Source organism: Kibdelosporangium philippinense, assembly GCF_021390435.2.
Classification (GTDB): domain Bacteria; phylum Actinomycetota; class Actinomycetes; order Mycobacteriales; family Pseudonocardiaceae; genus Kibdelosporangium; species Kibdelosporangium philippinense.
Window position 1 is genome coordinate 431972 of record NZ_JAJVCN010000004.1, and the last position, 25843, is coordinate 457814.

Annotated in this window: 22 protein-coding genes and 1 pseudogene; 13 read left to right on the plus strand and 10 right to left on the minus strand. The window is 65.8% G+C overall.

Annotated features, from left to right (window positions below; all coding sequences use genetic code 11):
* The first annotated feature begins 617 nt into the window (after positions 1-617).
* The 3 genes from LWC34_RS44910 to LWC34_RS44920 all read left to right on the plus strand — a co-directional run bounded on the left by LWC34_RS44910 (position 618) and on the right by LWC34_RS44920 (position 4042).
* Positions 618-1583, plus strand: coding sequence for a hypothetical protein (locus LWC34_RS44910; RefSeq protein ID WP_233731404.1), 966 nt, complete (start codon positions 618-620; stop codon positions 1581-1583).
* Positions 1574-1933 carry a pilin gene (locus LWC34_RS44915; RefSeq protein WP_233731405.1) on the plus strand — a complete coding sequence of 120 codons (360 nt, stop codon included), beginning with the start codon at positions 1574-1576 and terminating at the stop codon, positions 1931-1933. The genes LWC34_RS44910 and LWC34_RS44915 overlap by 10 nt, the downstream gene beginning before the upstream one ends.
* Before the next feature lie 93 nt (positions 1934-2026).
* Positions 2027-4042, plus strand: coding sequence for a TrbL/VirB6 family protein (locus tag LWC34_RS44920; protein ID WP_233731406.1), 2016 nt, complete (start codon positions 2027-2029; stop codon positions 4040-4042).
* A 29-nt stretch (positions 4043-4071) separates the two neighbouring features.
* Here the strand turns inward: LWC34_RS44920 and LWC34_RS44925 are convergent, their stop codons facing one another.
* Positions 4072-5574 carry a recombinase family protein gene (locus tag LWC34_RS44925; protein ID WP_233731407.1) on the minus strand — a complete coding sequence of 501 codons (1503 nt, stop codon included), beginning with the start codon at positions 5572-5574 and terminating at the stop codon, positions 4072-4074.
* A 261-nt stretch (positions 5575-5835) separates the two neighbouring features.
* On the opposite strand from LWC34_RS44925, the gene LWC34_RS44930 reads away from it, so the two are divergent.
* Positions 5836-6624, plus strand: a complete 789-nt coding sequence (locus LWC34_RS44930; RefSeq protein WP_233731408.1) for a site-specific integrase — start codon at positions 5836-5838, stop codon at positions 6622-6624.
* Here LWC34_RS44930 and istB read toward each other — a convergent pair.
* Positions 6599-7369 carry an IS21-like element helper ATPase IstB gene (istB, locus tag LWC34_RS44935; protein ID WP_233723025.1) on the minus strand — a complete coding sequence of 257 codons (771 nt, stop codon included), beginning with the start codon at positions 7367-7369 and terminating at the stop codon, positions 6599-6601. The genes LWC34_RS44930 and istB overlap by 26 nt on opposite strands.
* The gene (istA, locus tag LWC34_RS44940; RefSeq protein ID WP_233723026.1) at positions 7366-8832 is read right to left on the minus strand and encodes an IS21 family transposase; all 1467 of its coding nucleotides are present in this window, start codon (positions 8830-8832) and stop codon (positions 7366-7368) included. The genes istB and istA overlap by 4 nt, the downstream gene beginning before the upstream one ends.
* A 154-nt stretch (positions 8833-8986) precedes the next feature.
* Between istA and LWC34_RS44945 the strand changes: the two are divergent.
* The 3 genes and pseudogenes from LWC34_RS44945 to LWC34_RS44955 form a co-directional block, all read left to right on the plus strand.
* A pseudogene (locus tag LWC34_RS44945) lies at positions 8987-9481 on the plus strand (tyrosine-type recombinase/integrase); the annotation flags it as partial.
* A complete protein-coding gene (locus tag LWC34_RS44950) occupies positions 9478-10419 on the plus strand; it encodes a tyrosine-type recombinase/integrase (RefSeq protein ID WP_233724685.1) in 942 nt (313 codons plus the stop codon). The pseudogene LWC34_RS44945 and the gene LWC34_RS44950, both read left to right, overlap by 4 nt.
* Positions 10416-11408, plus strand: a complete 993-nt coding sequence (locus LWC34_RS44955) for a tyrosine-type recombinase/integrase (RefSeq protein ID WP_233724684.1) — start codon at positions 10416-10418, stop codon at positions 11406-11408. Before LWC34_RS44950 ends, LWC34_RS44955 begins: the two co-directional genes overlap by 4 nt.
* On the opposite strand, the gene LWC34_RS44960 is transcribed toward LWC34_RS44955, so the two are convergent.
* Positions 11409-11954: a recombinase family protein gene (locus LWC34_RS44960; RefSeq protein ID WP_233734063.1), complete on the minus strand. Its 546-nt coding sequence runs from the start codon at positions 11952-11954 to the stop codon at positions 11409-11411.
* A 157-nt stretch (positions 11955-12111) separates the two neighbouring features.
* Positions 12112-12363 carry a DUF5372 family protein gene (locus LWC34_RS44965; RefSeq protein WP_308200239.1) on the minus strand — a complete coding sequence of 84 codons (252 nt, stop codon included), beginning with the start codon at positions 12361-12363 and terminating at the stop codon, positions 12112-12114.
* Positions 12364-12365: 2 nt separating this feature from the next.
* Here LWC34_RS44965 and LWC34_RS44970 point away from each other — a divergent pair, with 2 nt between their 5' ends.
* The 6 genes from LWC34_RS44970 to LWC34_RS44995 all read left to right on the plus strand — a co-directional run bounded on the left by LWC34_RS44970 (position 12366) and on the right by LWC34_RS44995 (position 20415).
* Positions 12366-13472, plus strand: coding sequence for a PrgI family protein (locus LWC34_RS44970; RefSeq protein WP_284051884.1), 1107 nt, complete (start codon positions 12366-12368; stop codon positions 13470-13472).
* Positions 13469-15337 carry a VirB4 family type IV secretion system protein gene (locus tag LWC34_RS44975; RefSeq protein ID WP_233731411.1) on the plus strand — a complete coding sequence of 623 codons (1869 nt, stop codon included), beginning with the start codon at positions 13469-13471 and terminating at the stop codon, positions 15335-15337. Before LWC34_RS44970 ends, LWC34_RS44975 begins: the two co-directional genes overlap by 4 nt.
* A gap of 36 nt (positions 15338-15373) precedes the next feature.
* Positions 15374-17914, plus strand: a complete 2541-nt coding sequence (locus LWC34_RS44980; protein ID WP_233731412.1) for a type IV secretory system conjugative DNA transfer family protein — start codon at positions 15374-15376, stop codon at positions 17912-17914.
* A 19-nt stretch (positions 17915-17933) separates the two neighbouring features.
* Positions 17934-18989, plus strand: a complete 1056-nt coding sequence (locus LWC34_RS44985; protein WP_233731413.1) for a replication-relaxation family protein — start codon at positions 17934-17936, stop codon at positions 18987-18989.
* Positions 18962-19936, plus strand: coding sequence for a C40 family peptidase (locus LWC34_RS44990; protein WP_233731414.1), 975 nt, complete (start codon positions 18962-18964; stop codon positions 19934-19936). The genes LWC34_RS44985 and LWC34_RS44990 overlap by 28 nt, the downstream gene beginning before the upstream one ends.
* A 137-nt stretch (positions 19937-20073) precedes the next feature.
* On the plus strand, positions 20074-20415 hold the full coding sequence (locus tag LWC34_RS44995; protein WP_233731415.1) for a hypothetical protein: 342 nt from the start codon (positions 20074-20076) through the stop codon (positions 20413-20415).
* Between the two features lie 160 nt (positions 20416-20575).
* Here LWC34_RS44995 and LWC34_RS45000 read toward each other — a convergent pair whose 3' ends face one another.
* From LWC34_RS45000 to LWC34_RS45020, 5 genes are all read right to left on the minus strand, one after another.
* Positions 20576-21298, minus strand: a complete 723-nt coding sequence (locus LWC34_RS45000; RefSeq protein WP_233731416.1) for a MarR family transcriptional regulator — start codon at positions 21296-21298, stop codon at positions 20576-20578.
* A 178-nt stretch (positions 21299-21476) separates the two neighbouring features.
* Positions 21477-21911, minus strand: coding sequence for a hypothetical protein (locus LWC34_RS45005; RefSeq protein ID WP_233731417.1), 435 nt, complete (start codon positions 21909-21911; stop codon positions 21477-21479).
* Positions 21905-22801: a hypothetical protein gene (locus LWC34_RS45010; RefSeq protein WP_233731418.1), complete on the minus strand. Its 897-nt coding sequence runs from the start codon at positions 22799-22801 to the stop codon at positions 21905-21907. The genes LWC34_RS45005 and LWC34_RS45010 overlap by 7 nt, the downstream gene beginning before the upstream one ends.
* 33 nt (positions 22802-22834) lie before the next feature.
* Positions 22835-24577, minus strand: coding sequence for a vWA domain-containing protein (locus LWC34_RS45015; protein WP_233731419.1), 1743 nt, complete (start codon positions 24575-24577; stop codon positions 22835-22837).
* Between the two features lie 29 nt (positions 24578-24606).
* Positions 24607-25770 (minus strand): AAA family ATPase, encoded by a 1164-nt coding sequence (locus LWC34_RS45020; RefSeq protein WP_233731420.1) that lies wholly within the window; start codon positions 25768-25770, stop codon positions 24607-24609.
* Positions 25771-25843 lie beyond the last annotated feature (73 nt).

The following is a 25843-nucleotide window of genomic DNA, read 5'->3' on the forward strand; positions in this document are numbered from 1 at the left end:
GTGTTCGTCTTGCCGGTCTTCGGAAGGCTGACGCGGGTGGTTGTTGGCGCGGTGGGATAGGGCCTGCGGTCACCGCCAGGCCGTGATGATGGTCGGGAACTTATTGCCCGTGCGGCGGTGCTGCGCCGCCGCCGAGCGGGTTGTTCGGAGTGGGTCACGGGTGCCTCCGCGAAGCCGGTGCGCCACGCGATGTACGCGGCGCCTGCTGACACCTCCGAACTCCGGAATAAGACCGTGCAGGGGACAGGCCGATCGAGAATTTTTCGGTGGAGACCGTGCAACCGAAGTTATTTGCGAATAGACGCAATATTGGGGTCAACCACGGCATGGCGGCGTGATACTCACAGTGCTCACCGGGCTCGTGAACCTCGGTCTTACCGGAGTGGTACTGAACTAGTACTGGATCGACAAATCGCCTGGTAGTCGCCGGTAATCGAGATCGAAAAGTCGATCTTCGATCGTTCACCTTGTCGATCTTGAAGTCCGCCGATGCCATGGCATTGCGAGCGTCAGTACCAGTTTGGTATTTGGTTTGTACTAATCCGGTCAGCGGTTGGTCATATCCCTCATGGCCTCCTTGTGGCGTTGCTGTTTCCACATTCCACGAGGAGTCGTACATGACTTCCAAATACTCAATTCCACGTGCCGGACTCAGGCGTGACGCAGCACCCTTGGATGCCGCACGAACGGCCTTCGAGTGGCTCATCACGGGGCCTCATCCCGTCGCTGTGGACGGTCAGTTGTTCCCCGGTCTGCCGAACCGTCGAGTGCCGTTGAACGAGCTGCGTGACCGGTTGCTCGCGCGCCGCTGTCCACAGACTTTGCGCGACGCGGTCTGGGCGCATCTTGTGCTGCGTTCACGCACCGAGGGCGCGACCTGGACAGTCGGTGCCACGGGCGTAGCGCTGCCGGCGCTCACCGCGATCGCCGGCAAACTCACGGCCCGGTTCGCTGGGGATCCCGCCGATATCGACGCCGCCGTGCTGACTGGTTTCCTCGCCGAACTCACCACAATCGATCTGCGCAAACCGCGGATCATGTTGCGGCTGCGGTGGGCGGCCTACCGCGCTGGATACGTCGCGGTACGCGAAGCCTTCGACGCCCCGGCGCCGTCCTTCAGCGCGTTCCGCTCACACCAACCACCACCGCCATGGGGCCACCCAGATTTCGTCCTTGCTCGCGCCGTTGCCGAACGAGCGATAACCGCTGAGGAAGCCGAGCTGATCGGTACGACTCGGCTGGAAGGCACACCGCTCAAGGTCGCGGCGGAGTTGCGCGGTGCCACGTATCAGGCGGTCAAGAAGGCCCGGCTGCGTGCGGAGCACCGCTTGGTCGCGTACCTGCTGGGCGACGCCCCCAGCAGTCACGCCGACAGTGATGTAGCCCGTCAGGCGGCCGACGCGGTGGTCATCACCAGCGCGGCGCGCACTGCCTCGGGTTCACCGAGCGTGACCGGCGTCGAGGTGGAGAAAGTCCGCCGTCGCGTGTCCCCGAAGGGCTCCGAAACCGGAGTTCGGGGCTGCGGGAGGAAACCGGCCGGTCCCGCGCACACCACGACTTCGGAGGTGCCGCGATGCGCCTGACTCCACGCCAGCCCACGCCCGCTCGCCGTCGGCATTGGGCGCTGCTGATTCACGTTGCTGTTCTCGCCTTCGCCGCGGCGGAACCCGCGTACGCACAAGGCACTGTGCTCGCGTTGGCGGGATCGGTCGATCAAGTGCTGGACAACATCCGCAACTGGTTGATGAGCATCTTGGCCGCTCTCGCGACCGTCTTCCTGACAGTTGGTGGTGTCCGTCGGGTGATGGGTGGGGGAGATCCTGGCGAGCAGGAGAAAGCCAAGACCTGCTTCAAAAGCGCCGCCATCGGCTACGGGCTGGCCGCGCTGGCGCCCCTGGTCGTGAGTGTCCTCAAAGGCATCGTGGGGGCGTAGGCGATGCCCACGGCCAAGCCTTACCGAAGGATGCTCGCGCCTCCCCCTATGCACGGTCCGTGGCGTGGCCGGGCAATCGCGTGGTTGCTGACAGTGAGTCTGACTGTCCTGTGTGGAGCTGCGCTGGCCGTCAACGCCGGTGCGGCGCCGCTCGGCCCGGTGCACGCGCAACCCTTGCCGACTCCGCCGCCAAGCTCGAGCACGTCGACACCGAACCTGCCGATCCCGACAGGGCCTCCGACGTCGGTGACGTGTTTTCCGGGATCACTGCAGTACGAGTGTCTCAACCAGACCACCACGACACCTCGGCCGCCGTGCACCGGCGAGGGTTGTATCCCGCAGCCGCCGAGTTCCCCGCCGCCGAGCGGCCCCGGTTCGGGCCAACCCGTTCCTCCAGGCGAACAAGAAGATGACTGCGGGCTCACCAATATCGGTGCGTGCATCACCGAAGCGATCAACGACTTCTTCCGCACTCTCGTTGAGGCTGCGCTAAACCCGTTGCTGGACCTGTTGGGCCGCACACTGCTGACCACACCGACACCGGATTCGCTGCCACGGGTCGGCGAGTTGTGGCACAACTCGTGGGACATCCTGCTGGTCAGCTACGGGCTGCTGGTGATGATCGGCGGCGTGCTGATCATGAGCTATCAGACACTGCAAGCCCGGTACACGGTCAAGGAAATCGCGCCTCGGCTGGTGGTCGGCTTCGTGGCCGGAGCGCTGAGCTTGTGGGTGGCGACCAAAGCCATTCAGATCGCGAACGGGTTGTCGCAAGCTGTTTTGGGCGACGGCATGGACCCCGCCAGAGCGAGCAAGGCACTCACTGAACTTGTGCTGGGTTCGCTCACCAATGGTGGCATGTGGCTGGTCTTCATTGGACTGGTCGTCGCCGTGATGCTCGTGCTCCTTTTGATCACGTACATCGTGCGGGTGGCGATCACGATCATCCTGATCGCCGGTGCGCCGTTGGCGTTGATGGGCCACGCGCTCCCGCAGACCGAAGGCATCGCGCAGTGGTGGTGGAAAGTCTTCGGCGGTTGCCTGGCGATCCAGGTTGGACAGAGTCTGGCATTGGTCGCGGCGATCAACGTCTTCTTCACGCCGGGTGGCTTCACGCTGTTCGGCCCGACCGTGTCCGGGTTGGTCAACCTGCTCATTGTCTTGGCGCTGCTATTCATCTTGTTCAAGATTCCGTACTGGTTCTTGAGCCCGATGCGCTCGGGTGGACGGTCGCTGTTGAGCAGCCTCGTACGCGGTTTCATCGCCTACAAGACCTTCGGCCTGCTCGGCCGCATGAGCCGCGGTCATGGCGGGTCCGCGCAGCCGCGGCGCCTCGCACCGTCGGCACCTAACGGCGGCAGCGACGGCAAGGCATGGTCGCAGCCACTGCCGTGGTGGTCATGGCGACGCCGACGTGCGGCGAAGTGGATCCGTCCCGATGCGAACATGCTGCCGTTGAAACTGCGCCGCGGGGCGTCCGCGGTAGGGCAGCCACGGCACACGCTCGCCGACGAGTTGCACGATCCCGGCCGTGACACGCCTGGGCAGCGCCCGACGCCAGCAGACCATCCCGACCTGTTCGGACCCGAAGGTCAAGTCCGGCGGCACGCGCGACCCGTGAGAGTCGATCGTCCACTGATTCCGCCAACGCCGGGCATGCTCCCACTGCGACTACGGTCCTCCGCGCCCGGCACCACAAGGTCCACGCTCGCCGACGAGCTGGCCAACCCGCATCGAGCTCATCCCGGCAGTGCACCGATGCCGCCCCACTCGCCCGGATTGGTGACCCGACACGGGCACGTCAACCCTGCGGCCAGGCCACCGCACGTGCGTCACCCGCTCATCCCACCCGAGCCCGGGATGCTGCCGATGTACGTCCGGCACGCCGACCCGATCACCCCTCGAACCACGGTGGGCGACGAGTTCGACGCCCGCCCCACGGGCTATCCGCCCAGCCCACCGACGGCGCCTGGCCTGTTCATGCGCGACGGGCGGCCCAACCGCCGCGCAACGCCGCCCAAGAAGAAGCCACACACGCCGCCGAGGAGACGCGCGTCGCCTCCGAGCGGGCCGCTTCCGCCACCACCCAAGCCTGGAGGTAAGCCATGACCACGCCTGTCCGTATCCCGACGGTCGTTTCATACTGCACCTCCTGCGATTGTTGGGGTTGTTCGCTTGCCGCGCGATGTGGGTTTGGCGGCTTGCTGTCGGTAGATGGCTTGGGTTTCCTCGTTCCAGGGGATGCACCATCGTCGGCTGGTCTCGACGCGCCGGACGGGCACGAGGTCGTGGCGGATCCAGTAGTAGATCGCTTTGGTCGACACGCCCAGCAGCTTGGCTGCTTGGGTGACGCTGACCTCGCCGTCCTGGACGGCTGCGGTGCGCGGGGCGGGGATGCCGTAGGTGTCCCGGATCCTCGCAACGGCCGCGGTGTCGAACGGACGCCCCTTGCCGGTGGTCAGCCCGGCGGCGTTGAGCTGCTCGGCGAGTTGGGCGCTGGTCTTGGCCGCACCATAGCGGCTGATGATCTCCACTGCGGTGGTGGGGGTGCGGCCGGGGCCCTTGCGGTTGACCGTGATCTCGTCGGTAGCGCCGGTGTGCCACCGCACCCCGATCCGCACCTGCCCACGCTGCTCGATCGGCAGCAGGGTGATGTCGGCGATGAGTGTGCGCAGCAGTCGCTTGCGATCCCGCGGGCTCGTGTCGGGGTCGTCCCACAACCGCGGCAGGTCCGCCGCCAGCGCCTCCAGCGTCGAGCGGGGCGGCAGCGGCGGCTTGGCCGCCCGTGCGGTCTCCAACGCCGTCTCCGCCTCGGCCAGCGCGGCGAGTTTGGCCTCCCAGCGGGACTCCAGACTCCGTGCCACCAAACGGTTCTCCGGTTCCACCTGACTGAACGCGCGCTCAGCGCGGTCGGCCTCGTAGCGGGCGCGCTCGACCGCGAGTTCGGCGGCCCGATGGCTGCGGACGTGTCGTTCGGTGACTTCGTCGGCCACCGCCAACGCCGCGGTGATCTGCTCGGGCGTGACCGCCTCAAGCAGCAACCGGCCGACCACGTCGTCCACGGTGGCCACCGCGACCGAACGGCAGCCCGTGGTGCTCGCCTGGTCGCTGGCGCTGGTGCATACGTAAAACACGTAGTGGCGGTTGCCGTACCGGGTGCCCATCCGCGCACCACACGCGCCGCAGTAGATGATGCCCTGGCACAACGCGCTGCCCTCGCGTGGCGGGCGAGCACCGCGGGCGGTGTGGTTCGCGGCGAGTTTGGCCTCGTTGTCCAGGAACTGCTGCCAGCTGATGTAGCCCTCGTGATGGTCGTGGATGAGCACCGTCCACTCGTCGCGGGCGCGTTTGCGCCGCGCGGAGCGCACTGTGCCGTCCGGTTGCACCCGGCGCTTGTCGTAGCTGCGCCCGTAGGTGTAGGCACCGGCGTAGGCGGGGTTCTTCAGCGCCTGCAACACCCGATAGTGGCCCAGTTTTCCCCACTTCAGCCGCCCGGCCCATGCCCCGCCGTAGGCACGTTGCGGGAACAGACGGTCGGTGTCGGCGAACGCCTTGACCACGCCGTAGGCCGAGCCGGTGCGGGCGAACTCGGCGAACAGGTCCTCCACCGCGGTGCGGACCTGCTCATCCGGGTCGATCACCACCTGTCCGTCGAGGTCGTAGACGAACCCGACCGCGAGCTGGGCACGCAGCTCACCTCGATGTGCGGCAGCCAGTTTCGCGCCGTGCAGGCGGCCAGCCAGCAGGTGGAGCTCGGCCTCCTATGCGAACCCGTCCGTTATGCCGACCTGGCGGGGGAAGTTGTTTGCTCCCAGCAAAATCTGGCTACCAAGTTCGGCGTAATCAGCGTCCTTGATCAGCGTCTCCTTTTCGCTCAACACCTTGATGGAGAGGAGAAGGTCATGACGACAGTTCCGTGTTGGGCTCGGGTGTGCCTACCGTTAGCTCCTTATGCTGATGGTTACCGGGCTGAGCTGGAGCGATTGGGTTACACGCCGCTGACCGCGGCGGCGCATGTGCGGTTGATGGCGCACCTGAGCCGATGGCTGGCTCGGGAGGGTCTGGAGACGTCGGAGTTGACCCCCGCGACGGTGGATACCTACTTCGTTTACCGCCGCGCGGCCGGCTACGTCAACGAGCGCACCGCACGAGCGCTGCGGCCGCTGGTGGGCTACCTGCAGCATCTGGGGGTGGTTTCAGCGTGGGTCCCTGCGGCCGCGACAACCCCGGTGGAGCAGTTACTGGTCCGCTATCGCGACTACCTCACCACTGAGCGAGGACTGGCCCAAACGACGGTCGCGCTGAATGTGCGCCTGGTACAACCGTTCCTGCTAGAGAGGGCGAACAAGACCGAAGATGACGTTGATCTGGAGCGCTTGACCGCGGGTGAGGTGGCCGCGTTCGTGGTGGTGCAGTGTCGGAAGCGGCCTCGGTCTGCTCAGCGGATCGTGACGGCTCTCCGGTCCCTGCTTACGTTTCTGTATCTGGAAGGTGTCATCGACCAGCCGCTGGCCACAGCCGTGCCTTCGGTAGCGGGCTGGACGCTGAGAGGTCTGCCTCAAGCGCTGGAAGCCGACCAGGTGGTCGCGTTGCTGGCCTCGTGTGATCAGCTGTCGGCGTATCCGGTGATGTGTCCAGGTGAGTACGAACTGATGTGTCCAGGTGTCAAGCGACGGTGGCGGTGTCCGTGATGGCGGCGAGTCGGTTCTTCAGCCGGTAGCTGGGGCCGTTGATGGGGATGACGTCGCAGTGGTGCAGGAGCCGGTCGAGGATCGCGGTGGCGAGGACCTCGTCGCTGAAGACTTGGGCCCATTCCCCGAAGTTCTTATTCGAGGTCAGAATGACGGAGCCTTTCTCGTAGCGCTTCGAAATAACCTGGAAGACCAGGTTGGCTTCGGCGCGTTCGAGGGGCTGATAGCCCACCTCGTCGATCACGAGGACGTTGGGCCGTAGGTAGGTGCGCAGAGTGCTGGTGAGCCGTCCGATCGCGTCGGCGGCTTTCAGGCGGCGGACCATGTCGTCCAGGGTGGTGAAGTAGACGGTGTAGCCGGCGCGGCAGGCAGCGACCGCGAGAGCGACGGCGATGTGTGTTTTCCCGACTCCGGGCGGCCCGAGCAGAGCGGCGTTGCCTTTGTCCTCAATGAACGAGAGCGTGGCCAAGTCTTTGATCTTCCGCGGATCCAGCTCGGGCTGGAAGGAGAAGTCGTAGTCGTCCAGGGTCTTGTGGTGCGGCAGTTTCGACAGGCGCAGGGCGCTGCGGAAGCGGCGTTCGTCGCGGACGGCGGCTTCCTCTTCCAGGACCAGGTCGAGGAACTCGAGGTATCCCATCTGGTTGTCCTCGGCGCGGCGGGCGAAGGTGTCGAGCTGGCTGGGCAGGTGGTTCAGGCCGAGCCGGGTGGCGGTGGAGCGGATGCGGGTGGTGACCAGCTCGTTCAACGGTGATCCTTCGTCTGCGGTAGTGCTGTGGTCCTGCTGGGTCCGGTGCCGGTGAGTTGTTCATAGACCGACAGCGGGCGGTGTTCGACCTTGATCTGTGCGGCGGCGGTGCGGGTGAGCAGCGCCTCCAGTGACCGGGGCCACGACTGTTCAGGCGCGGTATTGGGCCGCAGCGGGATGACCTTCCCGTCGTGGTCGTCGTCCTCGATGCTGGTGGTAACCGCGCGGGTGTGGCCGTCGGGCAGACCGTCCCAATGGGTTTCGTCGACGACCCGCTGGCCTCTGGTCGTGGCCCGGGGATGGACGGCCAGCAGGGTGCCGTCGGCTAGGTTGCCGGTCGTGGCCGCGTCGATGGATGTGGCATGCAGGCTGATGGTGTCGGCGGTGGCGCGGATCTCGACCAGCTGGCGGTGACGGACCTTGCGGGCAGGAACTGAGTAAAGGCTGGCGTCGAACGCGACCAGGCAGTCCTTGCCGACGTGCCGCAGATGCCGCTGCGTGACCAGATACGGACTGACTGGGATTGGGTGCAGGGCCGAGTGGTCACGGGCGGCGCGGTGGCCGATGACCTCGCCGTGCGTGCTGTGGACGCGCTTGCGCCGCAACGGGACCCAGGCGGTGAACGCCGAGTCCATCTCCTCCAGGCTGGCGAACCCACGACCGGCCAGGACGTGATCGCGCACGATCGCGACTTGGCGCTCGACCCGGCCCTTGCCGGTCGGGCGGTATGCGGCCAGCACGTCGATGTCGAAGTCGTAGTGCCCGGCGAACGCCACGGCTTCCGGATGCAACGGAACGGCCTTGCCTGGGGCGACATGCCGACGCACCACGGTCTTGGTGCGGTCGTAGACGATCGCCCGAGGCACCCCGCCGAAGTGCTCGAACGCCCGGCGATGGCAGGCGAAGAAGGTCTCCAGGTCCTGACTGGTGGTAAAGCAGCAGAACGGGTCGCGTGAATAGGACAAGGTCATGTGGAACGAGTAGACCTTCGGAATGCCGACATGCGCGAGGATCTGACCCTCGTCCCCCCAGTCCACTTGGGCCTGCGCGCCTGGGATCACCTCGAACCGGCGGTGCAGGAGCCCCAGCTCGTCCGGGGCGATACCCAGCTCGGCCGCGATCCTGGGACGGGCCTCCTGCAAATACAGCTTGACGCGCTGATAGTTGCCGGTGAACCCGTACTGCTCGACCAGCCGCTCGTGAATAACCGTGCCTTTCAGCAGCAGCTCTGAGCGCAGCCACGCATCGATCACCGGCGCCATCGCGGCGATCACCGGCGTGCGGGTCCCCTTGCGGCTGCTGCCTCGCGGCGGTCCTGGCCGCGCGTCGCTGGCCAGGTATTTGCGGACAGTCTGCCGGTGCAGCCCGGTCTCCCGCGCGATCGCAGAGATGCTCATCGCGCCGGACTCATACAAGCCACGGAAGCGACGCAGCTCCGCCCACCGCTCCTCGTCCAAGATCACCAGTGCCGTCCCTATACACACCCGCCAGGTCGCACGACAGCTTGACGATCACCAGCGCGTACCGACACCCCGACACGCTACAAAGTGGACACATTAACCCGTACGTGGCTGGTCACATGAGTCCGTACGCCGACATCAGCAGACCTCGACAGGGCGGCGGGATCTGGCGATCCTCACGTTGCTGTTTCGGCTCGGGCTGCGCGCTGGTGAAGTCGCCGCGTTGGGATTAGACGACATCGACTGGCGACTCGGTGAGATCACGGTGTGGGGCAAGGGTAATCGGCGTGATCGGATGCCGCTGCCGGCTGATGTCGGGGAGAAGATCGTCGCCTATCTGCGCAACGGACGCCCTGCCGCTGCCCAGGGCCGGACGGTGTTCGTTCGTGCGCAGGCTCCGTATCGGGCGTTGAGCACCGGCGCTGTCACGACTGCGGTGGCCTCCGCGGGCCGACGGGCTGGTATTGGCGTGGTGCACGCTCATCGGCTGCGGCACTCGGCGGCCACCGCCATGCTGCGTGGAGGTGGCTCGCTGAGCGACATCGGCCAAGCTCTACGACATGTTCGCCCGCTGACCACCGCGATTTACGCGAAGGTTGATACCGAGGCGCTACGGGCACTGGCCCGGCCTTGGCCAGGTGAGGCGGCATGACACAGTCACGTCCCCCGCTGCGCCGCGCGCTCGCGGACTACTTGGATTTGCGTCGCGCTGTGGGTTTCCGCTTGGCCAACGCCGGCCGCTTGCTGGGTCAGTTCGTCGACTACCTCGAACACGACGGCATCGACACCATCACCACCGAGAACGCGTTGGCCTGGGCGACGCTACCCGCTGGGACATCCCTGCATTGGCTGGCGATCCGCGTCAGCGTGGTGCGCGGCTTCGCCGCCTACCTGCACAGCCTTGACCCCTGTGTGGAGGTTCCGCCGGCCGGGGTGATCCACGCCGTGGGGCCCTGCCGGGCTACTCCGTACTTGTATTCCGAGGCTGAGATCCGGTCACTCATCCAGGCCGCGGCCATGCTGCGTCCGCGCCTTCGGGCCGCCACCTACCAAAGCCTGATCAGCCTGCTGGCGATCAGCGGCCTGCGGATCAGTGAAGCGATCGCCCTTGATGACGAGGATCTCGACGTCGAGCACGAATTGCTGATGGTGCGTGACACCAAGTTCGGCAAACACCGCCTGGTTCCCTTGCACCCCAGCGCGATGCGAGCCCTGACCCGCTATCGACAGTGTCGGCAGGAACGGCTGCCACGACCGGCCAGCCCAGCACTGTTGCTCTCCAGCAGGGGGACACGGTTGCTACACAGCAACATCAGCCTTGTCTTCGCCCGCCTGGCCGAGGGGTGCGGGATCACACGCCGCTCAGCGTCCTGCCGGCCACGAATCCACGACCTCCGGCACAGTTTTGCGGTCGCGACCGTGCTGGACTGGTACCGCCAGGGCGCCGACATCCCGGCCATGATGCCCAGGCTGTCGACCTACCTGGGCCACACCGACCCGAAACACACATTTTGGTACCTCTCTGCCGCACCGGAACTGATGGCCCTGGCCGGGCAGCGCCTGGCCGAACACCTGGCAGGTGGCGCATGAGCGGCACTCTGGCCCCGACCCTGCAAGCATTCTTCACCGACCGACTGGCCCGGCAACGCCAGGCCAGCGGCCACACGATCGCCGCCTACCGCGACACCGCCAAGCTATTGCTGATCTTCACCGAGAAACAGACCGGCAAACAACCCTCCACTATGGACATCACCGATCTGGACGCTCCGCTGATCGGCGCGTTCCTGACCCATCTGGAAACCGACCGCGGCAACAGCGTCCGCACCCGCAACGCCCGACTGGCAGCCATCCACTCGCTGTTCCGCTACGCAGCGCTGCACCATCCCGACCAGGCCGCGGTCATCCAGCGGGTCCTGGCAATCCCACCCAAACGGTTCGACCGCACCCTGATCACCTACCTCACCGAGGACGAGATCACCGCGCTGCTGGCCGCCCCGGACCCGAGCAACTGGACCGGACGCCGCGACCACGCCCTGCTCATGCTGGCCTGCCAGACCGGGCTGCGCGCCACCGAACTCACCCGCCTGAGGATCAGTGATCTCCACCTGGGCACCGGCGCGCACGTCAGTTGTCTGGGCAAGGGCAGAAAACAGCGGATTACCCCACTCACCGCTGGCGCCGTCATGGTGCTTCGTGCCTGGCTTGCCGAACGCGCTGGTTTGCCTGCCGACCCGTTGTTTCCGACCCGCCGCGGCGGCCCCATGAGCCGGGATGCCTTGCAGCGCCGGGTTTCCATACATGCAGCCACTGCAGCGCGATCCTGTCCCACCTTGGGTGAGAAGAAGATCTCACCTCACGTCCTGCGGCACTCCGCCGCGATGCGGCTGCTCCACGCCGGTGTTGACATCTCCGTCATCGCGTTGTGGATGGGACACGAAAACACGGCCACCACGCAGGTTTACATCCATGCCGATCTTGCACTCAAGGAGCGGGCGTTGGCCCGAACCGCACCCCGCGACGCACCACCAGGCCGCTACCAACCCCCCGACACCATCCTCGCGTTCCTCAACGGTCTGTGACTATAACGAACTTGGTAGCCAGATTTTGCTGGGAGCAAACAACTTCCCCCGCCAGGTCGGCATAACGGACGGGTTCGCATAGGAGGCCTTATGTGGACGTCCACATAAGGCCTCCGACATCGATCCCTTGAGCCCCAACAACAAGCGGTCGTTGACGTCGCCCAGGTCGTAGACTCCGTCGCCGTCGATGAGCAACGTGTCGGTCAGGCGCGCGAGTTCGAGCAGCCTCGCGAACTCGGCCGACGAACGCGCCAGCCGGGACACCTCCAGCCCGAAGATGGCGCCGACCTCGCCCAGGCACACCCGCGAGATCAGCTCGCGGAACCCGTCGCGTTCCGACCCGAACCGGCCCGACACGCCGAGATCGGCGTCGACGACCATGACCTGTTCGGCCGTCCAGCCCAGCTCCACCGCCACGCCCGACAGGCCGTACTGGCGGGCGGTCGACTCGGCGTGCTCGCGGACCTGCATCACCGTCGACTGCCGCACGTACACCACCGCCGACCGTGCCCGGTGTTCCGTGGTGATCTTCGACGCGCCGTTCATCGCCACCACCGAGACTGTTGCGGCTTTCCTTGCGCAGCAACGATTCGACCATGTTCGCGACGGCCATCACCGCCTCGCAGCCCTGGGCCGCGGTCACCACGCCTCACTCCCGGCTCGGCTGAACCGTCGCTGTCGATATCGAGCACCATCAAGATCATCATTCACCCACCCGGTGGTCGCTCGAACAGTGGGCGGTCATCGCGTCGATCACCGCACGCAACGCGGTCAGCCCTTCGGCTGCGAGCCGCTGATCGGCCGCCGGCACGCCGCGATCGGTCCATTCCTGCCGCAGCGTCGCCCGCTGCTTGCCGTCGACCTCGCACACGAACCACAGCCCTTGCCGCGTGCGCCGCTCGAACAACACCGGCAACTCTCGGCCACACAACGGATGAAACGGATGGGTGACCACCAATGAGCTACCACGAGACCCGGACGAGCGGGTCCTATGCAGTGCGTATCCCCGCGGATGTCGACATGGCCGACCGGGTCATCGGCCCGCTGACCGCCCGACAACTCGCGATCCTCGCGGTGACCGGTCTCGTCCTCTATGCACTGTGGATAGTTACACGTGCGTTCATGCCGCTGCCGGTGTTCCTCGCCTTCGCGGTTCCGGTTGGCGCCGCCGCGACGATGCTCGCCGTGGGCCAGCGGGATGGCGTGTCGCTGGATCGCGTCGTGCTGGCCGCGATCCGCCAGCGCCTCGGTCCGCGACATCAGGTCGCCGCACCCGAGGGCGTGCGTCCCGCGCCTGACTGGCTCACCACCACTGCGAACACCGCGAGTGCGGTCGACGAGCAGATCTCGCCATCCGCGCTGCGGCTGCCGGCGGAAGCGGTCACCGACACGGGCGTGGTCGACCTCGGCAAGGACGGCCTCGCGGTGGTCGCGGTGGCCAGCACGGTCAACTTCGCTCTGCGCACACCGAACGAGCAAGAAGCGCTCGTCGCGAGCTTCGGCCGCTACCTGCACAGCCTCACCGCGCCGGTCCAGGTGTTGGTGCGCACGGAACGACTGGACCTGTCTGGGCAGATCGCCGAGCTACGGCAGCAGGCTGGCGGCTTGCCGCACCCGGCTTTGGAACAGGCCGCGTACGAGCACGCCGATTACCTAGCCCAGCTGGGTGAACAAAGCGACCTCTTGCGCCGCCAGGTCCTGCTTGTGCTGCGCGAGCCCATCGGCACCACTACACCCACTGACGGCCTCGGCGGACCATCACCATTGGCGACATTGAAGGCGCGATCGCGACGGCGTCGCGAGCAAGCCAGCATTCCCGTCGCGGCACGGCGTGCGGCCGAATCCCGGCTGGTTCGTCGGCTCAGCGAGGCGATCGAACTGCTCGCACCGGCCGGCATCGTGATCACACCGCTGGATGCCGGGCAGGCCACCGCCGTGCTGGCCAGCGCGTGCAATCCCGACACGTTCCTATCGCCCTCGGCCGGACTCGCCGCAGCGGATGACGTCATCACCACCGCCACGGACGACTGGGATGACGCCGAGGAGAGCGGGCGAGTTCGATGACGCGCCGATCCACGACACTGCACGCGTCCAGCGCGTTTACCCCGGACGCTCTGTCCGTTGGCGCACGTCATCTGGAGGTCGGTGGCGAGTGGGTGGCCAGCTTCGCGATTACTGGCTTCCCTCGGGAGGTTCACCCCGGCTGGTTGTCGCCGTTGCTGACCTATCCGGGGCGCCTGGATGTGTCGGTGCATGTCGAGCCGATCGACCCGGCAACGGCCGCGTCGCGGCTGAAGAAGCGACTGGCCAAATTGGAGTCTGGTCGTCGGCACACCGCCGAGCACGGTCGGTTGCACGATCCCCACGTCGAGGCCGCGACCGAAGACGCCTACGAGCTGTCCGCGCGGGTCGCGCGCGGCGAAGGGAAGCTGTTTCGTGTTGGCCTGTACCTGACCATCCACGCCCACTCCGAGCGGAGCTTGGCTGACGAGGTCGCCGCGCTGCGATCGCTGTGCGCGTCGTTGTTGCTGGATGCCAAGCACACCACCTATCGGTCCTTGCAAGGCTGGGTCTCGACCTTGCCGATGGGGCTGGACCTGATTGGCATGCGCCGAACGTTTGACACCAGCGCGCTGGCCGCGGCCTACCCGTTCACCTCGCCCGATCTGCCCGCACCGGATCCGACCAGTGTCGCCGCGCCGTCCGGGGTGCTCTATGGCTACAACGTTGGTTCCCAGGGGCTGGTGCATTGGGATCGGTTCGGCGAGGGCATGCACAACCACAACAGCGTGATCCTCGGTCGCTCTGGTGCCGGGAAGTCCTATTTGGTCAAGTTGGAGCTGTTGCGCAATCTGTACCGCGGCATCGAGATCGCCGTGGTCGACCCCGAGGACGAGTACGCCCGTTTGGCCGCCGCGGTCGGCGGAACCTACGTGCACCTCGGCGGCGATGCTGTCAGGCTCAACCCGTTCGATCTCCCTGTCCACACTCGCGCGGATGGGCGGCGGACCGCGCCTAAGGACGCGCTGGTGCGCCGCAGTTTGTTCCTGCACACCGTGATCGCGGTTCTGATCGGCAGGGAACCGGACGCTGCCGAGCGCGCCGCTTTGGATCGAGGCATCGCCGCGACCTACCAGTCCGTCGGCATCACCGCCGACCCGCGCACATGGACGCGGCCTTCGCCGATTCTGCGGACCTTGCGCGACATCCTGACCGCGGCCGGTTCCGCCGGCGACACCGCAGCAGGCGAGCTCGCCGCACGGCTGCACTCCTATGTGGACGGCGCGTTCAAGCAGCTGTTCGACGGTCCGACGACTACCACGCCGGAAGGTCACTTGGTGGTGTTCTCGTTGCGGGACTTGCCGGACGAACTCAAGTCCATCGGCACGTTGCTGACGCTCGACACGGTGTGGCGTCGGGTCAGCAATCCCGCGATCCGCCGCCCACGGCTGGTCGTGGTGGACGAGGCGTGGTTGCTCATGCGAGACCAGGCGGGGGCGGAATTCCTGTACAGAATGGCCAAAGCGTCCCGTAAACACTGGGCCGGACTGACTGTCGCCACGCAGGATACCGCCGACGTCCTGGGCAGCGATCTCGGCAAGGCCGTCGTCGCGAACGCCGCGACACAAATCCTGCTCCGGCAAGCGTCGCAGGCGATCGACGAGATCACCCGGACCTTTGATCTGTCGGCGGGGGAGCGGCAGTTTCTGCTGTCCGCGGATCGAGGACAGGGATTGTTGTCCGCAGGCACGCAACGCGTGGCGTTTCAAAGCATCGCTTCACCGACCGAGCACTACTTGGTCACCAGCAATCCCGCCGAGCTGGCCGAGTACGCCGAGCACACGCACACCGCGGACGGTGATCAGCCTTACGTGGACTTGGGTCTCGTTGAGGCCGACGACGAGCAGATCGATCTCGACGCCGCCTGACCCCGCTTCTCGCCCTTCGGTGAAAGGGAACCAATGATGCCTGGCTGGATACCTACTGCCCCGAACACGGGACCACTTCTCGGCGGCTTCGCCAGCAGCGCCACCGACGGATGGATCGGCGAGTACCTTCGCGACCCAGGCGGTACGGTACGCGCGCTCGTCGCGGGTCTGCGGGACTGGGCACTTGAGTGGGGGCCTGTTGCCGCACCTGCGCTTGCCGTCGGGATCACAATGGTCGCGCTCGGCCGTCGAGTCTGGGCTCGACGTTGCCACGCGCGGCTGATCGCGGATGCTCGGCAGATCACCGTGCTGCCACCGCCCGAGGTCGACCCTGCAGGTGGGGAAGCGTTGTGGGCCAACCTGGTTGGTCTGCTCCGCCCGGCATGGCGCCGCCTGGTCACCGGGCAACCACACGTGGCGTGCGAATACCTATTCTCCGAAGCAGGCGTCGCCATCAAGCTGTGGGTCCCGGGTGTCATCCCGCCCGCCCTTGTCGAACGCGCCATCGAGGCGGCCTGGCCCGGCGCGCACACCAGCACCAGCTCACCACCAGACCCGCCACTGCCGCCACCGTCGTCGGGACAACGCAGATTGGTCGTCGGGGGCGAGCTGCGGCTGGCGCGCCCGGAAGCGCTGCCGATCCGTACCGCCTTCGACGCCGACCCCATTCGCGCTTTGATCGGCGCACCAGTCGGACTCGGGCGCAACGACTACGCCTGTCTGCAGATCCTCGCCCGGCCCGTCACCGGCCGCCGCGTTGCCCGAGCGCGTCGGGCAGCTAGACGAGTACATACCGGCGGATCCGCACACGTCGTCGGTCGCCTGCTCGACCTCATCACCCCCGGCGTCAAGACCAGCAGCCGCCCGCCCGACCACAAACCCCGAAGCGACCCGCAGACGTCCCTGGAATACGGCGCGCAGAACCGCGCCATCGTCACCAAACAACGCGGCTCCCAGTACGAGACCATGATCCGCTATGCCGTCGCCACCCTCCTGCCCGAACACAGCACCGACACCGAAATCCGCACAGCCCACGACGTCGCCCGCGGACGGGCTCACGCACTCGCGGCCGCATTCGCCGCCTACACCGAACACAACCACTACAGGCGCACACGTTTGCGGCACCCAGGCGCCGTCCTCGAGGTTCGCCGTCTGGGTCGGGGCGACCTGCTCTCGGTCCCGGAACTCGCGGCGCTGGCGCATTTGCCCGTCGACGCGTCCATCCCGGGCATCCAACGCGCCGGAGCCCGAGCCGTCGCACCACCACCCGGGATCGCCACACCCGGTCCCGAAGCCAAACCCCTCGGCATAACCGATACCGGACACTCGCGACCTGTCGCGCTCCGCGTGCCCGACGCGCGTCATCACCTGCACGTCCTGGGCGCGACAGGCTCGGGCAAATCCACGCTGCTCGGCAACATGATCCTGGCCGACGCCGAAGCAGGCCGCGGCATCGTGCTAGTCGACCCCAAGGGCGACCTCGTCACCGACATCCTGTCTCGGCTGCCGAAATCAGCGGGTGAGCGGGTAGTGCTGTTCGACGCGGACAGCCGCACCCGTCCGCCGTGCATCAATCCGCTCGACGGTGGCAACACGGACCTGACCGTCGACAATCTCGTCTCGGTGTTCCGACGCGTCTACTCCGCGTTCTGGGGACCCCGCACCGACGACGTCATGCGCGCCGCCTGCCTCACCCTGCGCGCCCAAGAAGGCGTCGCCACCCTGGCCGATCTCCCCAAACTACTGGCCGATCCCGCGTTCCGGTCCCGTATCACGGCAGGTATCACCGATTCGGTCTTGCGTGGATTCTGGTCCTGGTACGAAGAACTCACCGACTCTGGCCGTAGCCAAGTCATCTCACCTTTGATGAACAAGCTGCGCGCCTTCCTGCTGCGCCCGTTCGTCCGTGACGCCATCGCCGGTGGACCTTCCACAGTAGACATGAGCGCCGTGCTTGACGGCGGCATCTGCCTGGTTCGCATCCCCAAAGGGTCACTCGGTGAAGAAACCACACGGCTCGTCGGCTCGTTGGTCGTCACTCGAACCTGGCAGGCCACCACAAGCCGCGCCCGTATTCCGCAACGCCAGCGCCGTGACGCCAGCCTTGTCATCGACGAGTGCCACAACTTCCTCAACCTGCCTTATCCAATCGAGGACATGCTCGCCGAGGCCCGCGGATTCCGGCTCGCCATGACCCTGGCGCACCAACACCTTGGCCAGCTCCCACGCGAACTACGCGAAGGCATTTCCACGAACGCCCGCAGCAAGATCTACTTCAATGCCTCTCCGGAGGACGCCCGCGAACTGTCGCGGCACACTGCACCGCGACTCACCGATCACGACCTCGCACATCTCGGCGTCTACCACGCCGCCGCACGCCTCGTTCTGCACGGCGAAGAAGCACAGCCGTTCACGCTGCTCACCCAGCCGCTGGCACGCGCCATCCCCGGCCGAGCTCGCGACATCCGCGGCATGGCCCGTCGCGCCTTGCGTGCCCACACATCGCCTTTGCCTACGACATCAGATCCCCGGAATGTCCAGCGGCCTCACAGTTCTGACCCACGTCGCAGCAGTTGAACCATCGGAGGTTTTGCACATGATCACCAACCCGACCAGGCAGCGCGCCTTGCGCGGCCACAAACCCGCTCGTCCCACACCACGCATCGCCAACTCCGCCGAGCACCAAGCGGTTCTAGCCTTTCGACTGACGCCGAGGGATCGGTGGATCATCCGGATGCTGCATGAGCACCGCGTGCTTACCTCTCACCAGATCACCGCCCTGGCCTTTCCGTCGTTTCGGTCAGGCCGCATGCGACTGCGCGAGCTGTACCAGTGGTCGGTCGTCGACCGATTCCAGCCCTACATCTCGGTCGGCACCGCACCCATGCATTACGTGCTCGCTCCAGCGGGAGCGGCGGTATTGGCCGCCGAAGACGGCATCGATGTGAAAGAGCTGGGATACCGGCACGACCGCGCCCTTGGTGTCGCACACAGTCTTCGGCTCGCCCACACCGTCGGCGTCAACGAATGGTTCACCGCACTGATCGAACGCGCACGGCATGACCAGCACGCCACGGTGCCAGCGTGGTGGTCAGAAACCCGGTGCGCCAAACACTTCGGCGACCTGATCAAACCCGACGCCTACGGCCGCTGGCGCTACGGCGACCACGAGTCCGAGTTCTTCCTCGAATACGACTTCGGCACCGAGACGCTCAGCAAGCTTGCCGGGAAACTCACTGGATACGCCGCGCTCGCCGAGTCCACCGGCATCACCACACCCGTGCTCATATGGTTGCCGACCTCACGGCGCGAAGCCAACGCCCGCCGGCTGCTGTATCGCCTGTGGCACGAGCTCGACAAGCCGAGCACGGTCCCTGTTGCCACCGCCGCAGCGGAGCTTCTCGATCCGCAGTCCTCGCATCCCAGCCCGGCAGACGCGGTCTGGCTGCCCCTCGACTCGACTGGCCACACGGGACGCCAGCAGCTGCATCACCTTCTACGCGCATGGCCTTACGTCCCACCCGTCCTACCCGACTTCGCGCCCGCCCGAACCGCCGCGCAGTCGCCGCCACCGCATCCCATGCCACCAACACGCGGGCCCAACGGCACCGAGGAGGGCAACTCATGGCTTCGAAAGCCGTCATCGGCGTAATCGCCCTGCTGGTGCTTGTGCCTGTGCTGATCGCCGCGGCAGGCAAGGGAGCTGTCGAAGCTGTGCTCGGCAGCACGTCGAACGGCACGATCGTCAACTGCGGCACGCCGATCGCCGACATCCCATCCGACTACTGCGCCCTCTACGTTCAGGCCTCCGCGGTCTGCCCCGGACTGGACTGGAGCATCCTCGCCGCCATCGGGAAGATCGAAACCGACCACGGCCGCTCAAACCTGCCAGGAGTCCACAGTGGAGAGAACTTCGCTGGTGCTGGCGGTCCGATGCAGTTTCTCCACGCCACCTTCAACGGTGTCGTCTCGCGTCACACCATCCCGCCGGGAGGCGCGAACCCACCGTCCCGCTACAACCCGCACGACGCCATCCACGCTGCCGCGTTCTACCTCTGCGACTCAGGTGCGCCAGGCGACCTGTACAAAGCCATTTTCGCTTACAACCATGCTGACTGGTACGTCAAAAAGGTTCTCGAGCAAGCAGAAACCTACTCTAACGCCGCAGCGGCAGCAGGCGGGGCCGGTGACTGCAACGCCATCCAAGCACCCAACGCCCCCGCTGCGGCCGCCATCAACTACGCCTGCGGCCAACGCGGCCTGCCCTACGTCTGGGGTGGCGACGGCCCTTCCGAAGGCGGCTTCGACTGCAGCGGCCTAACCAAAGCGGCATACTCCGCCGCCGGAATCAATCTGCCACGCACCGCCCACACCCAATACCACGCAGGCCCGCGAGTTCCCGCCGGACAACCACTCCTGCCTGGCGACCTCGTCTTTTACGGTCCACCGAGCAAAGTTCGCCACGTCGGCCTGTACATCGGCGCTGGGAAAATGATCCACGCACCCACCTTCGGCGAGCGCGTCCAGATCGGTTCCTACCGGTGGAACCGAGACGGATACCTCGGTGCGACTCGACCTGCCACGTCAGCCGAGTTGTAGCTGTCGGTCGCTGAAGACTGCCAAGATAGCGTTCGTCGGAATGGCTTGAAGGTCATTGGGGGCTAGCGTTGAGCGACGGAAGACTGTTTGTCGAAGTCTGGGGTTATGACTATCCATGCAAATCCTGTGGCAGCGAGATGACGTGGGTATTTGGGTTGCGGCCATGGCATCGTCCGAAGGTCGGCGAACTGGTGACATGCGACCAGCCCAACGCCGTGGCCACCGCGCGTTCGATCCTCAACGAGGCCGGATGGGCTGACCTTGCGGCGCAGCTCCTGCCACGTCCACCGGGTGCGCGCGGAGCCAGTTTCAACCCGAACTCGTGCCCTTCCTGCCACAAGCAGGCTGTCTGGCATGACCTCGATGGCGTGACCATTCGCGCTCTCCACGAAGGCTGGGTGATTCTTGCCCGAGCCCGGATTCCCATCCCGCAGTGGCGGGCGCTCCTGGCCGAAAGGCATGGCGTGTACGCGTTCTAGCGTTGTCACCCGGCTACGGCCTGGCGTGCTCATCGACGAGCGGCTGGCTCGCTGCGTCACGCAGTGACGGGTTATTGTCGCGTTCTGCCAACCGTTGTTGACGTGTGCCCCAAGCTACATTGGTTCGCCTAGGGCACACGAAGCTGCCGTCATAGTTGATTTAGCTGGTGCCGGTTGGTGCGAGCGTGTAACGCTTCGGGCGGTCGCTGGTCCTTACGGCGTAGCCGTCATGGACGAGTTTCTCCAGAGCGTTGTGTACCGCGCCTGCAGACCGAGTCAATTCTTTGCCGATCTTGTTCGGGCTGAACTCTTCGGTGGGGTGATCGCGTAGCCAGTCCTCGACCAATCCTCGCAACCCTCCAGGAGGAAGCCGTAGCTGCTTCGATGGTGCCTCACCTGCAGAGTCGTCGGGCTCCGATTTCATGTCGGTGTCACTGGAATCGGCGGCGTCTGTGACTGCCACGTCCTCAACCTCGTCTGCCGTGTCATTCCCCAGGCCCTCATCGTTCTGCTCTGGCGTGCTCGCAAGGGGTTGCTGTTCGACGGCTGGGGCCAGCTGGTCTGCCGAGACGTCGTTGGCTTCGGTGATTGACCACAAGTCGGCTGCGCGTCGGTTGCCTTCGGCGGTGCCGGATGTTCTCGTGGCGCTACCTTCATTCGCCCAGCGGGCAAGGATCTTGCCTGCGGTGGATTTGCCGATCCCGGCGATCACGGACAGTTGGGTGGTGGTGTGGTTGGGGTGGGCGCGTAGCGCTTTCCACAGTTTGTCTTCGGTGCCAGTGCGTACGGTGGCGTCGGCGCCTTGATCGATCGTCCGTTGTGGATGGTTGGCGCCATTCGGGCTGGCGGTTTCGGTCGTTGAGGCGGAGGTTTTCGTGGACATGACTACCTCGATTCTCGTGTGACTGTTGGTGGGTAGTTCATGCCCTGGCCAGGGCGGTGCGGCCCCCGGTTGCGCTGCCGGTGTGCTGGGCCACATGACTATGGACGCTTCCTTCGGCCGTGAAGTCAAGCAGTTCGATGCAAGATGTCTGTCTCTTGTAGACGGGATGATGCCTGTGTTATGAGGTCGGTTGGAGGAGGTGGTGCATCCGTATGTATCGTGGTCTGTTGTTCTGATCGACGAAGAACAGGGCGCCAGAGTATTGGCGGAGTTGTTCGGGCGTAAGGTCATTCGTGCTGTGATGATCGATGCTGTACAGGGTTTCAGCTGTGACGTTCTTGCGCGCGATGGTGTGCTCGGGTTCGGTGAGCCCGGTGAATCGGATGTGTAGAAGCAGTACGATTGGGCCGTCTTCGGGTTCCCATAGCGGCGTCAGTATCGAGGCGCTGAGCGTGATCTCGACATCGGCGGGGATGTCCCCGACGACTTGGGCAGCAAGAAGGTCTTCGTGAACGTGGTGAGCGAAGGTGCCGAAGGCATCCGTGGTGTCGGTGTTGGTCGATTGGTGTCCGTCGATCCATACGCCCGGTGTCCAGTGTTGTTCTATCAGCATTGGTGGTGTCCTTTGTGGTCGTGTGTACTCGACCGATCGAGGTGGTCGCCGAGGTCGGCGAGCGTGGCGATGCGGCCAACGGGAATGTGGGCGGCACACCTGAGGCAGTGGCCTAGGAGTTGCCACCCGATCCCCGGAGTGTTGTCGTCGGGGATGAAACGCCACTTTTGTTGTGTTGATGGGTCGGTGACGGTGATGAGGTCGCCTGGTACCGGTCCGGTGCGGGTGTGGTAGGTGCGATGTGGGTCATCAGTGACGAGTACGGCGTCGGTTGTGACTTGTAGGGCGGCAGCGATGGTGCGTGCGACTCGGGCCCGTCGTGCCCATTGATTCCAGTTGTCGTGACGGTTGTGGAATCCGTCAGGGTCGGCGGCACGGTGGGCGTATGCGGCTTGCACTGCGCGGGCAGCCAATCCAGTGTGGGTATTGGCAGCTGTGGACACTTCCGGTTGGCGATGCGTGGTGAGCCGGGTTTCGTTGCTGACACTAGACAGGGCGTCTCTGACGCGGTGCCAGTCGCCAGCGTGCCACCACCACACATAACCGTCGTCGAAGGCGTAGGCGTGGTCGAAGCACCTGTCATAGAAGGCTTCGTCGTAGTGCTCGCTGGGGTCGGGGCACCAGTCCCCGATTAGTCGTCCGGCGTCGGCGGCGGTTTGGGCCGACCCAAGTCCAGCGGCATCCCATCCGATGATCATCCGGTGCACGGCGTGTTCGTACGCCTCGTCGGAGGTGGCACTCAAGATAGCGCGGGCGATAGGCAGGATGGACAGGGACGCCGGGTCTAGTTCGAAGTCTGGGGTGCCGAAGGTTTCGTTGGACGACAACACACACAGCAGGGCTGCTTCCGGGGGACGGCCGTTGAAGAACAGGGCGCGGTTCGTGGTCATGGTAGGCGTTTCCTTTCGAAAAGGCTTGGCGGTTCAGCGGCGCGCGGTGGCCTGTAGTGCCGTGGTGGCGGCGCGTCCGATGGCTTGGGCGGTGTTGGTGGGGTCGGTCAGTTGGTGCACGGTCACGCCATCGAACGGATTGTCGTCAGGGTCGGTGGTCAGCCACAGCACGGCGCAACCGTTGGCGCGTAGGCGGTTGACGCGTTTCTGGCCGTCGCGGTATTGGTTGTAGGCAAAGTGTCCGTCGGACACGATCACCAGTAGCCGTGCGGCACCTGGGCGGGACAGCCTGAGTGCGCCGTCGAGGGCGTCGGTTGCCTTGGTGATGTCTTCCCAGTCGTCGGAAGCGGCGAAGGTGGTGACGACGTCGGGGGCGTTGCCGGGATAGGTGATAGGGCGGACGTATTCGCCGAAGATGACGGTGGCGGTCTCTACGGGGATTGTGGCGTGGTGTCCGGCGTGCGCGAGGATCCATGCTGTCGAGGCGACAGCCCCGCGCAGATGGCTCATGGATCCGGACACGTCGCATGCGATCCCTAGGCGCAGTGGTGGGGATGGCGCGATTCGCCGGGAGGTGCGGGTGAACGGCTCAGCTGTGACGATCGCTCCGGCGGCGCGCTGGGCGTCGGCGGCGAGTGCGCCACGCATGCGCAATCGCCCCGGTGGCGCTGCGGACGTGGACTTGATCGTGACGCGTTCGCGGACTCCGGCCGTGGACAGGGCGCGTGCCAACACACGCGCGGCGCTGCGTTCTTGGGCATTGGGTTTGCGCGTGCCCGTTGTCCGTGTGCCTCCGGTTCTGCTGCGGTGGTGCCCGCCGGAAAACACCGTCCGGGCGGCCGCTTCGGCTGCTTCGCGTGCGGCATCTTCGGAGGCTTGTTCCGCGTCCGTGTCAACGGCGGGGGTTGGTGGTGTCTCGTCGGCCACCGCTTGCGCGACCGCGCCGAGTACAGCGTCGAGGGCGTCGGCCAACGCCGAGCCTGCCGACGGATCCACGTAACCGCCTGGCGCGGCAGTCGGGTTGTCGGGGTCGATACCCAGAGCCCCGCACCATCGCCGTCCGAGGTCGATCATGGTGTCGGCGTCATCATCGGATACTTCCAATGCCTGGCGCCACAATCCGCGTAGGGTGTCCAAAATCCTGGCACCGAGTATGTCGACGAGGAGACGTGCCAGCGGTGCGGTTTCGGTGGCTGTGAGGATGCCGCCGTCCACCCTGCCCAATACCAGCGCGGCGGTTTGGGCAGCGTCCATTGTGGTCAATCCTGGTCCGTCGGCGGGGTTGTCGGCTGTGAAGTTCAGGTCGGCCACGGCTATGTTTAGCGCTGAGGCTCGCAACCAATGCCGGTCATCGGGTCGGCGGCGGGCCTGCGCAGCCTCCATTCGGGGCTCTTCCAACAGCAACGCGGCCTCGACCACGGCGGGCGGGGTGCCGTCGGGCGGCTCCCAGCGAGTGTGTGCGGCGTGCCCACACTCGTGGGTCAGGAGTCCCCACGTTGGCGCGTATCGGGTGCGGTCGGAGAGGTCGGCTGGTCGGACGGTGCCGGGATCCACGCCGAGGTAGGTGCCGTCGACTTCGATCAGGGCACGGGCAGGGTAGAAACATGCCGGGGCACCGCCGCCTGCGCCGGGCGCGATAGTGACTAGCAGGTCTTCCCGGTCGGCGATCATCGGTGCCTCGTTGGCGAGTGCGGCTGACAATGTGAGCCATTCGGGACGGGCGGGGAACACGGCGGTACCGGTCGCGTCCGGGTCGGCTACCAGATGGGTGGTCATGCTGAGTGTCCTTTCCAGACAGTTGACCGTTAGATGCGTGCGCCGAGTGCAAGAGGTTTGACGGCGGTGCCGAAGGCAGCCCTGACAGCAGCGGCGACGGTGTCACGGTCTTCTTCGGGGGCGATGCCGACCAGGTTTCCGGCGGCGGCTTCGGTGCCCAGTACGCCTGCGATCTTTTGGAACGCGATCAGTTCCCGCAGTTGTGGTGCCCAGCCGATCTCGCCTTTGATCTGTTGGGTGGCGAGGTTACGGGCAGCCCTCACCGCGCGCTTGTCGATCTTCAGTTGGTCGGCGAGGTCGTAGTCGGTGGACACGTGGATCTGTGCGGAGAACCGGGACGACAGGGCGTCGGTGAGGATCGCGCCGTGCACACCGGGGTTGTGTCCGGCGACCACGTAGAAGCCGGGTGCGGCGTCAACGACTTCGCCGCTGTTGGCCTTGATGATGATTTGGCGGCGGCCGTCCATTGCGGGGTAGACCACTGCGAGCACGGTGGGTGGGATCAGGGTCGCGTCATCTATGAACAGCGGCACGCCTTCGCGCATCGCGCGTACCAGTGGCCCGTGCACGAACACGTAACGTCCGTCGTCGGTTTGGGTGTACTCGCCGACGAAATCGCCAACTGTGGTGTCACCGTCGCCTTGGACCGTCAGCAAGTTCGGGAACGCGGCCTCAACCACAGAAGTCTTCCCAGTGCCGGGCGGTCCGTACAACAGTGCGGCAACTCCGGCGCCGCGCAACCGCCGTAGCGCGGTCACATCGGGAACGCCAGACAACAGGCGTGGGTGGTACTCGGTGCCATTGGGACGCATCACCGGTCCGGTCACCGCCGCTGACGCGGGCGGGGTAGGTGACGATGCCGTGGTTGTCGTGCGACGTGACCGGGTTCTGGTGGTTGGGGTGGCGCCGGGTGTGATGCTGGTTGCGGCAACGGACGTGGTGGTTGCCGTGGCCCGATAGGCCAGCGGCGCTGTTTCGACGACTGCCGCCTGGCCACGGTCCGCCAATACCTTCAGCGCGTTACCAACTGCGCCGGACGATCGGTTCATGGCGTGCGCAATGGCGCGCGGGGTCAGGGCGTCATCTGGGTGGTCGGCCAGAAACTTGGCGACCATCGCGCGCAGTTCGCCGTTGCGCAACCGGGGCATCGAACCACTTGCGGTAGTGGTGGTCGTGTGGGTGGGCGTGGTCATCGCGGGCAGTCCTTTCAATGCTGCTGGAATGTTCCGCCATTTCCCGGTGGCAACGTTCGGGCATGGCTCGCGC

Coding starts and splice junctions, on each gene's coding strand:
- LWC34_RS44910 (WP_233731404.1), top strand. CDS start 618: ATGACTTCCAAATACTCAATTCCACGTGCCGGACTCAGGCGTGACGCA.
- LWC34_RS44915 (WP_233731405.1), top strand. CDS start 1,574: ATGCGCCTGACTCCACGCCAGCCCACGCCCGCTCGCCGTCGGCATTGG.
- LWC34_RS44930 (WP_233731408.1), top strand. CDS start 5,836: ATGACGACAGTTCCGTGTTGGGCTCGGGTGTGCCTACCGTTAGCTCCT.
- LWC34_RS44950 (WP_233724685.1), top strand. CDS start 9,478: ATGACACAGTCACGTCCCCCGCTGCGCCGCGCGCTCGCGGACTACTTG.
- LWC34_RS44955 (WP_233724684.1), top strand. CDS start 10,416: ATGAGCGGCACTCTGGCCCCGACCCTGCAAGCATTCTTCACCGACCGA.
- LWC34_RS44960 (WP_233734063.1), bottom strand. CDS start 11,954: ATGAACGGCGCGTCGAAGATCACCACGGAACACCGGGCACGGTCGGCG.
- LWC34_RS44970 (WP_284051884.1), top strand. CDS start 12,366: ATGAGCTACCACGAGACCCGGACGAGCGGGTCCTATGCAGTGCGTATC.
- LWC34_RS44975 (WP_233731411.1), top strand. CDS start 13,469: ATGACGCGCCGATCCACGACACTGCACGCGTCCAGCGCGTTTACCCCG.
- LWC34_RS44980 (WP_233731412.1), top strand. CDS start 15,374: ATGCCTGGCTGGATACCTACTGCCCCGAACACGGGACCACTTCTCGGC.
- LWC34_RS44985 (WP_233731413.1), top strand. CDS start 17,934: ATGATCACCAACCCGACCAGGCAGCGCGCCTTGCGCGGCCACAAACCC.
- LWC34_RS44990 (WP_233731414.1), top strand. CDS start 18,962: ATGGCTTCGAAAGCCGTCATCGGCGTAATCGCCCTGCTGGTGCTTGTG.
- LWC34_RS44995 (WP_233731415.1), top strand. CDS start 20,074: ATGACGTGGGTATTTGGGTTGCGGCCATGGCATCGTCCGAAGGTCGGC.
- LWC34_RS45000 (WP_233731416.1), bottom strand. CDS start 21,298: ATGTCCACGAAAACCTCCGCCTCAACGACCGAAACCGCCAGCCCGAAT.
- LWC34_RS45005 (WP_233731417.1), bottom strand. CDS start 21,911: ATGCTGATAGAACAACACTGGACACCGGGCGTATGGATCGACGGACAC.
- LWC34_RS45010 (WP_233731418.1), bottom strand. CDS start 22,801: ATGACCACGAACCGCGCCCTGTTCTTCAACGGCCGTCCCCCGGAAGCA.
- LWC34_RS45015 (WP_233731419.1), bottom strand. CDS start 24,577: ATGACCACCCATCTGGTAGCCGACCCGGACGCGACCGGTACCGCCGTG.
- LWC34_RS45020 (WP_233731420.1), bottom strand. CDS start 25,770: ATGACCACGCCCACCCACACGACCACCACTACCGCAAGTGGTTCGATG.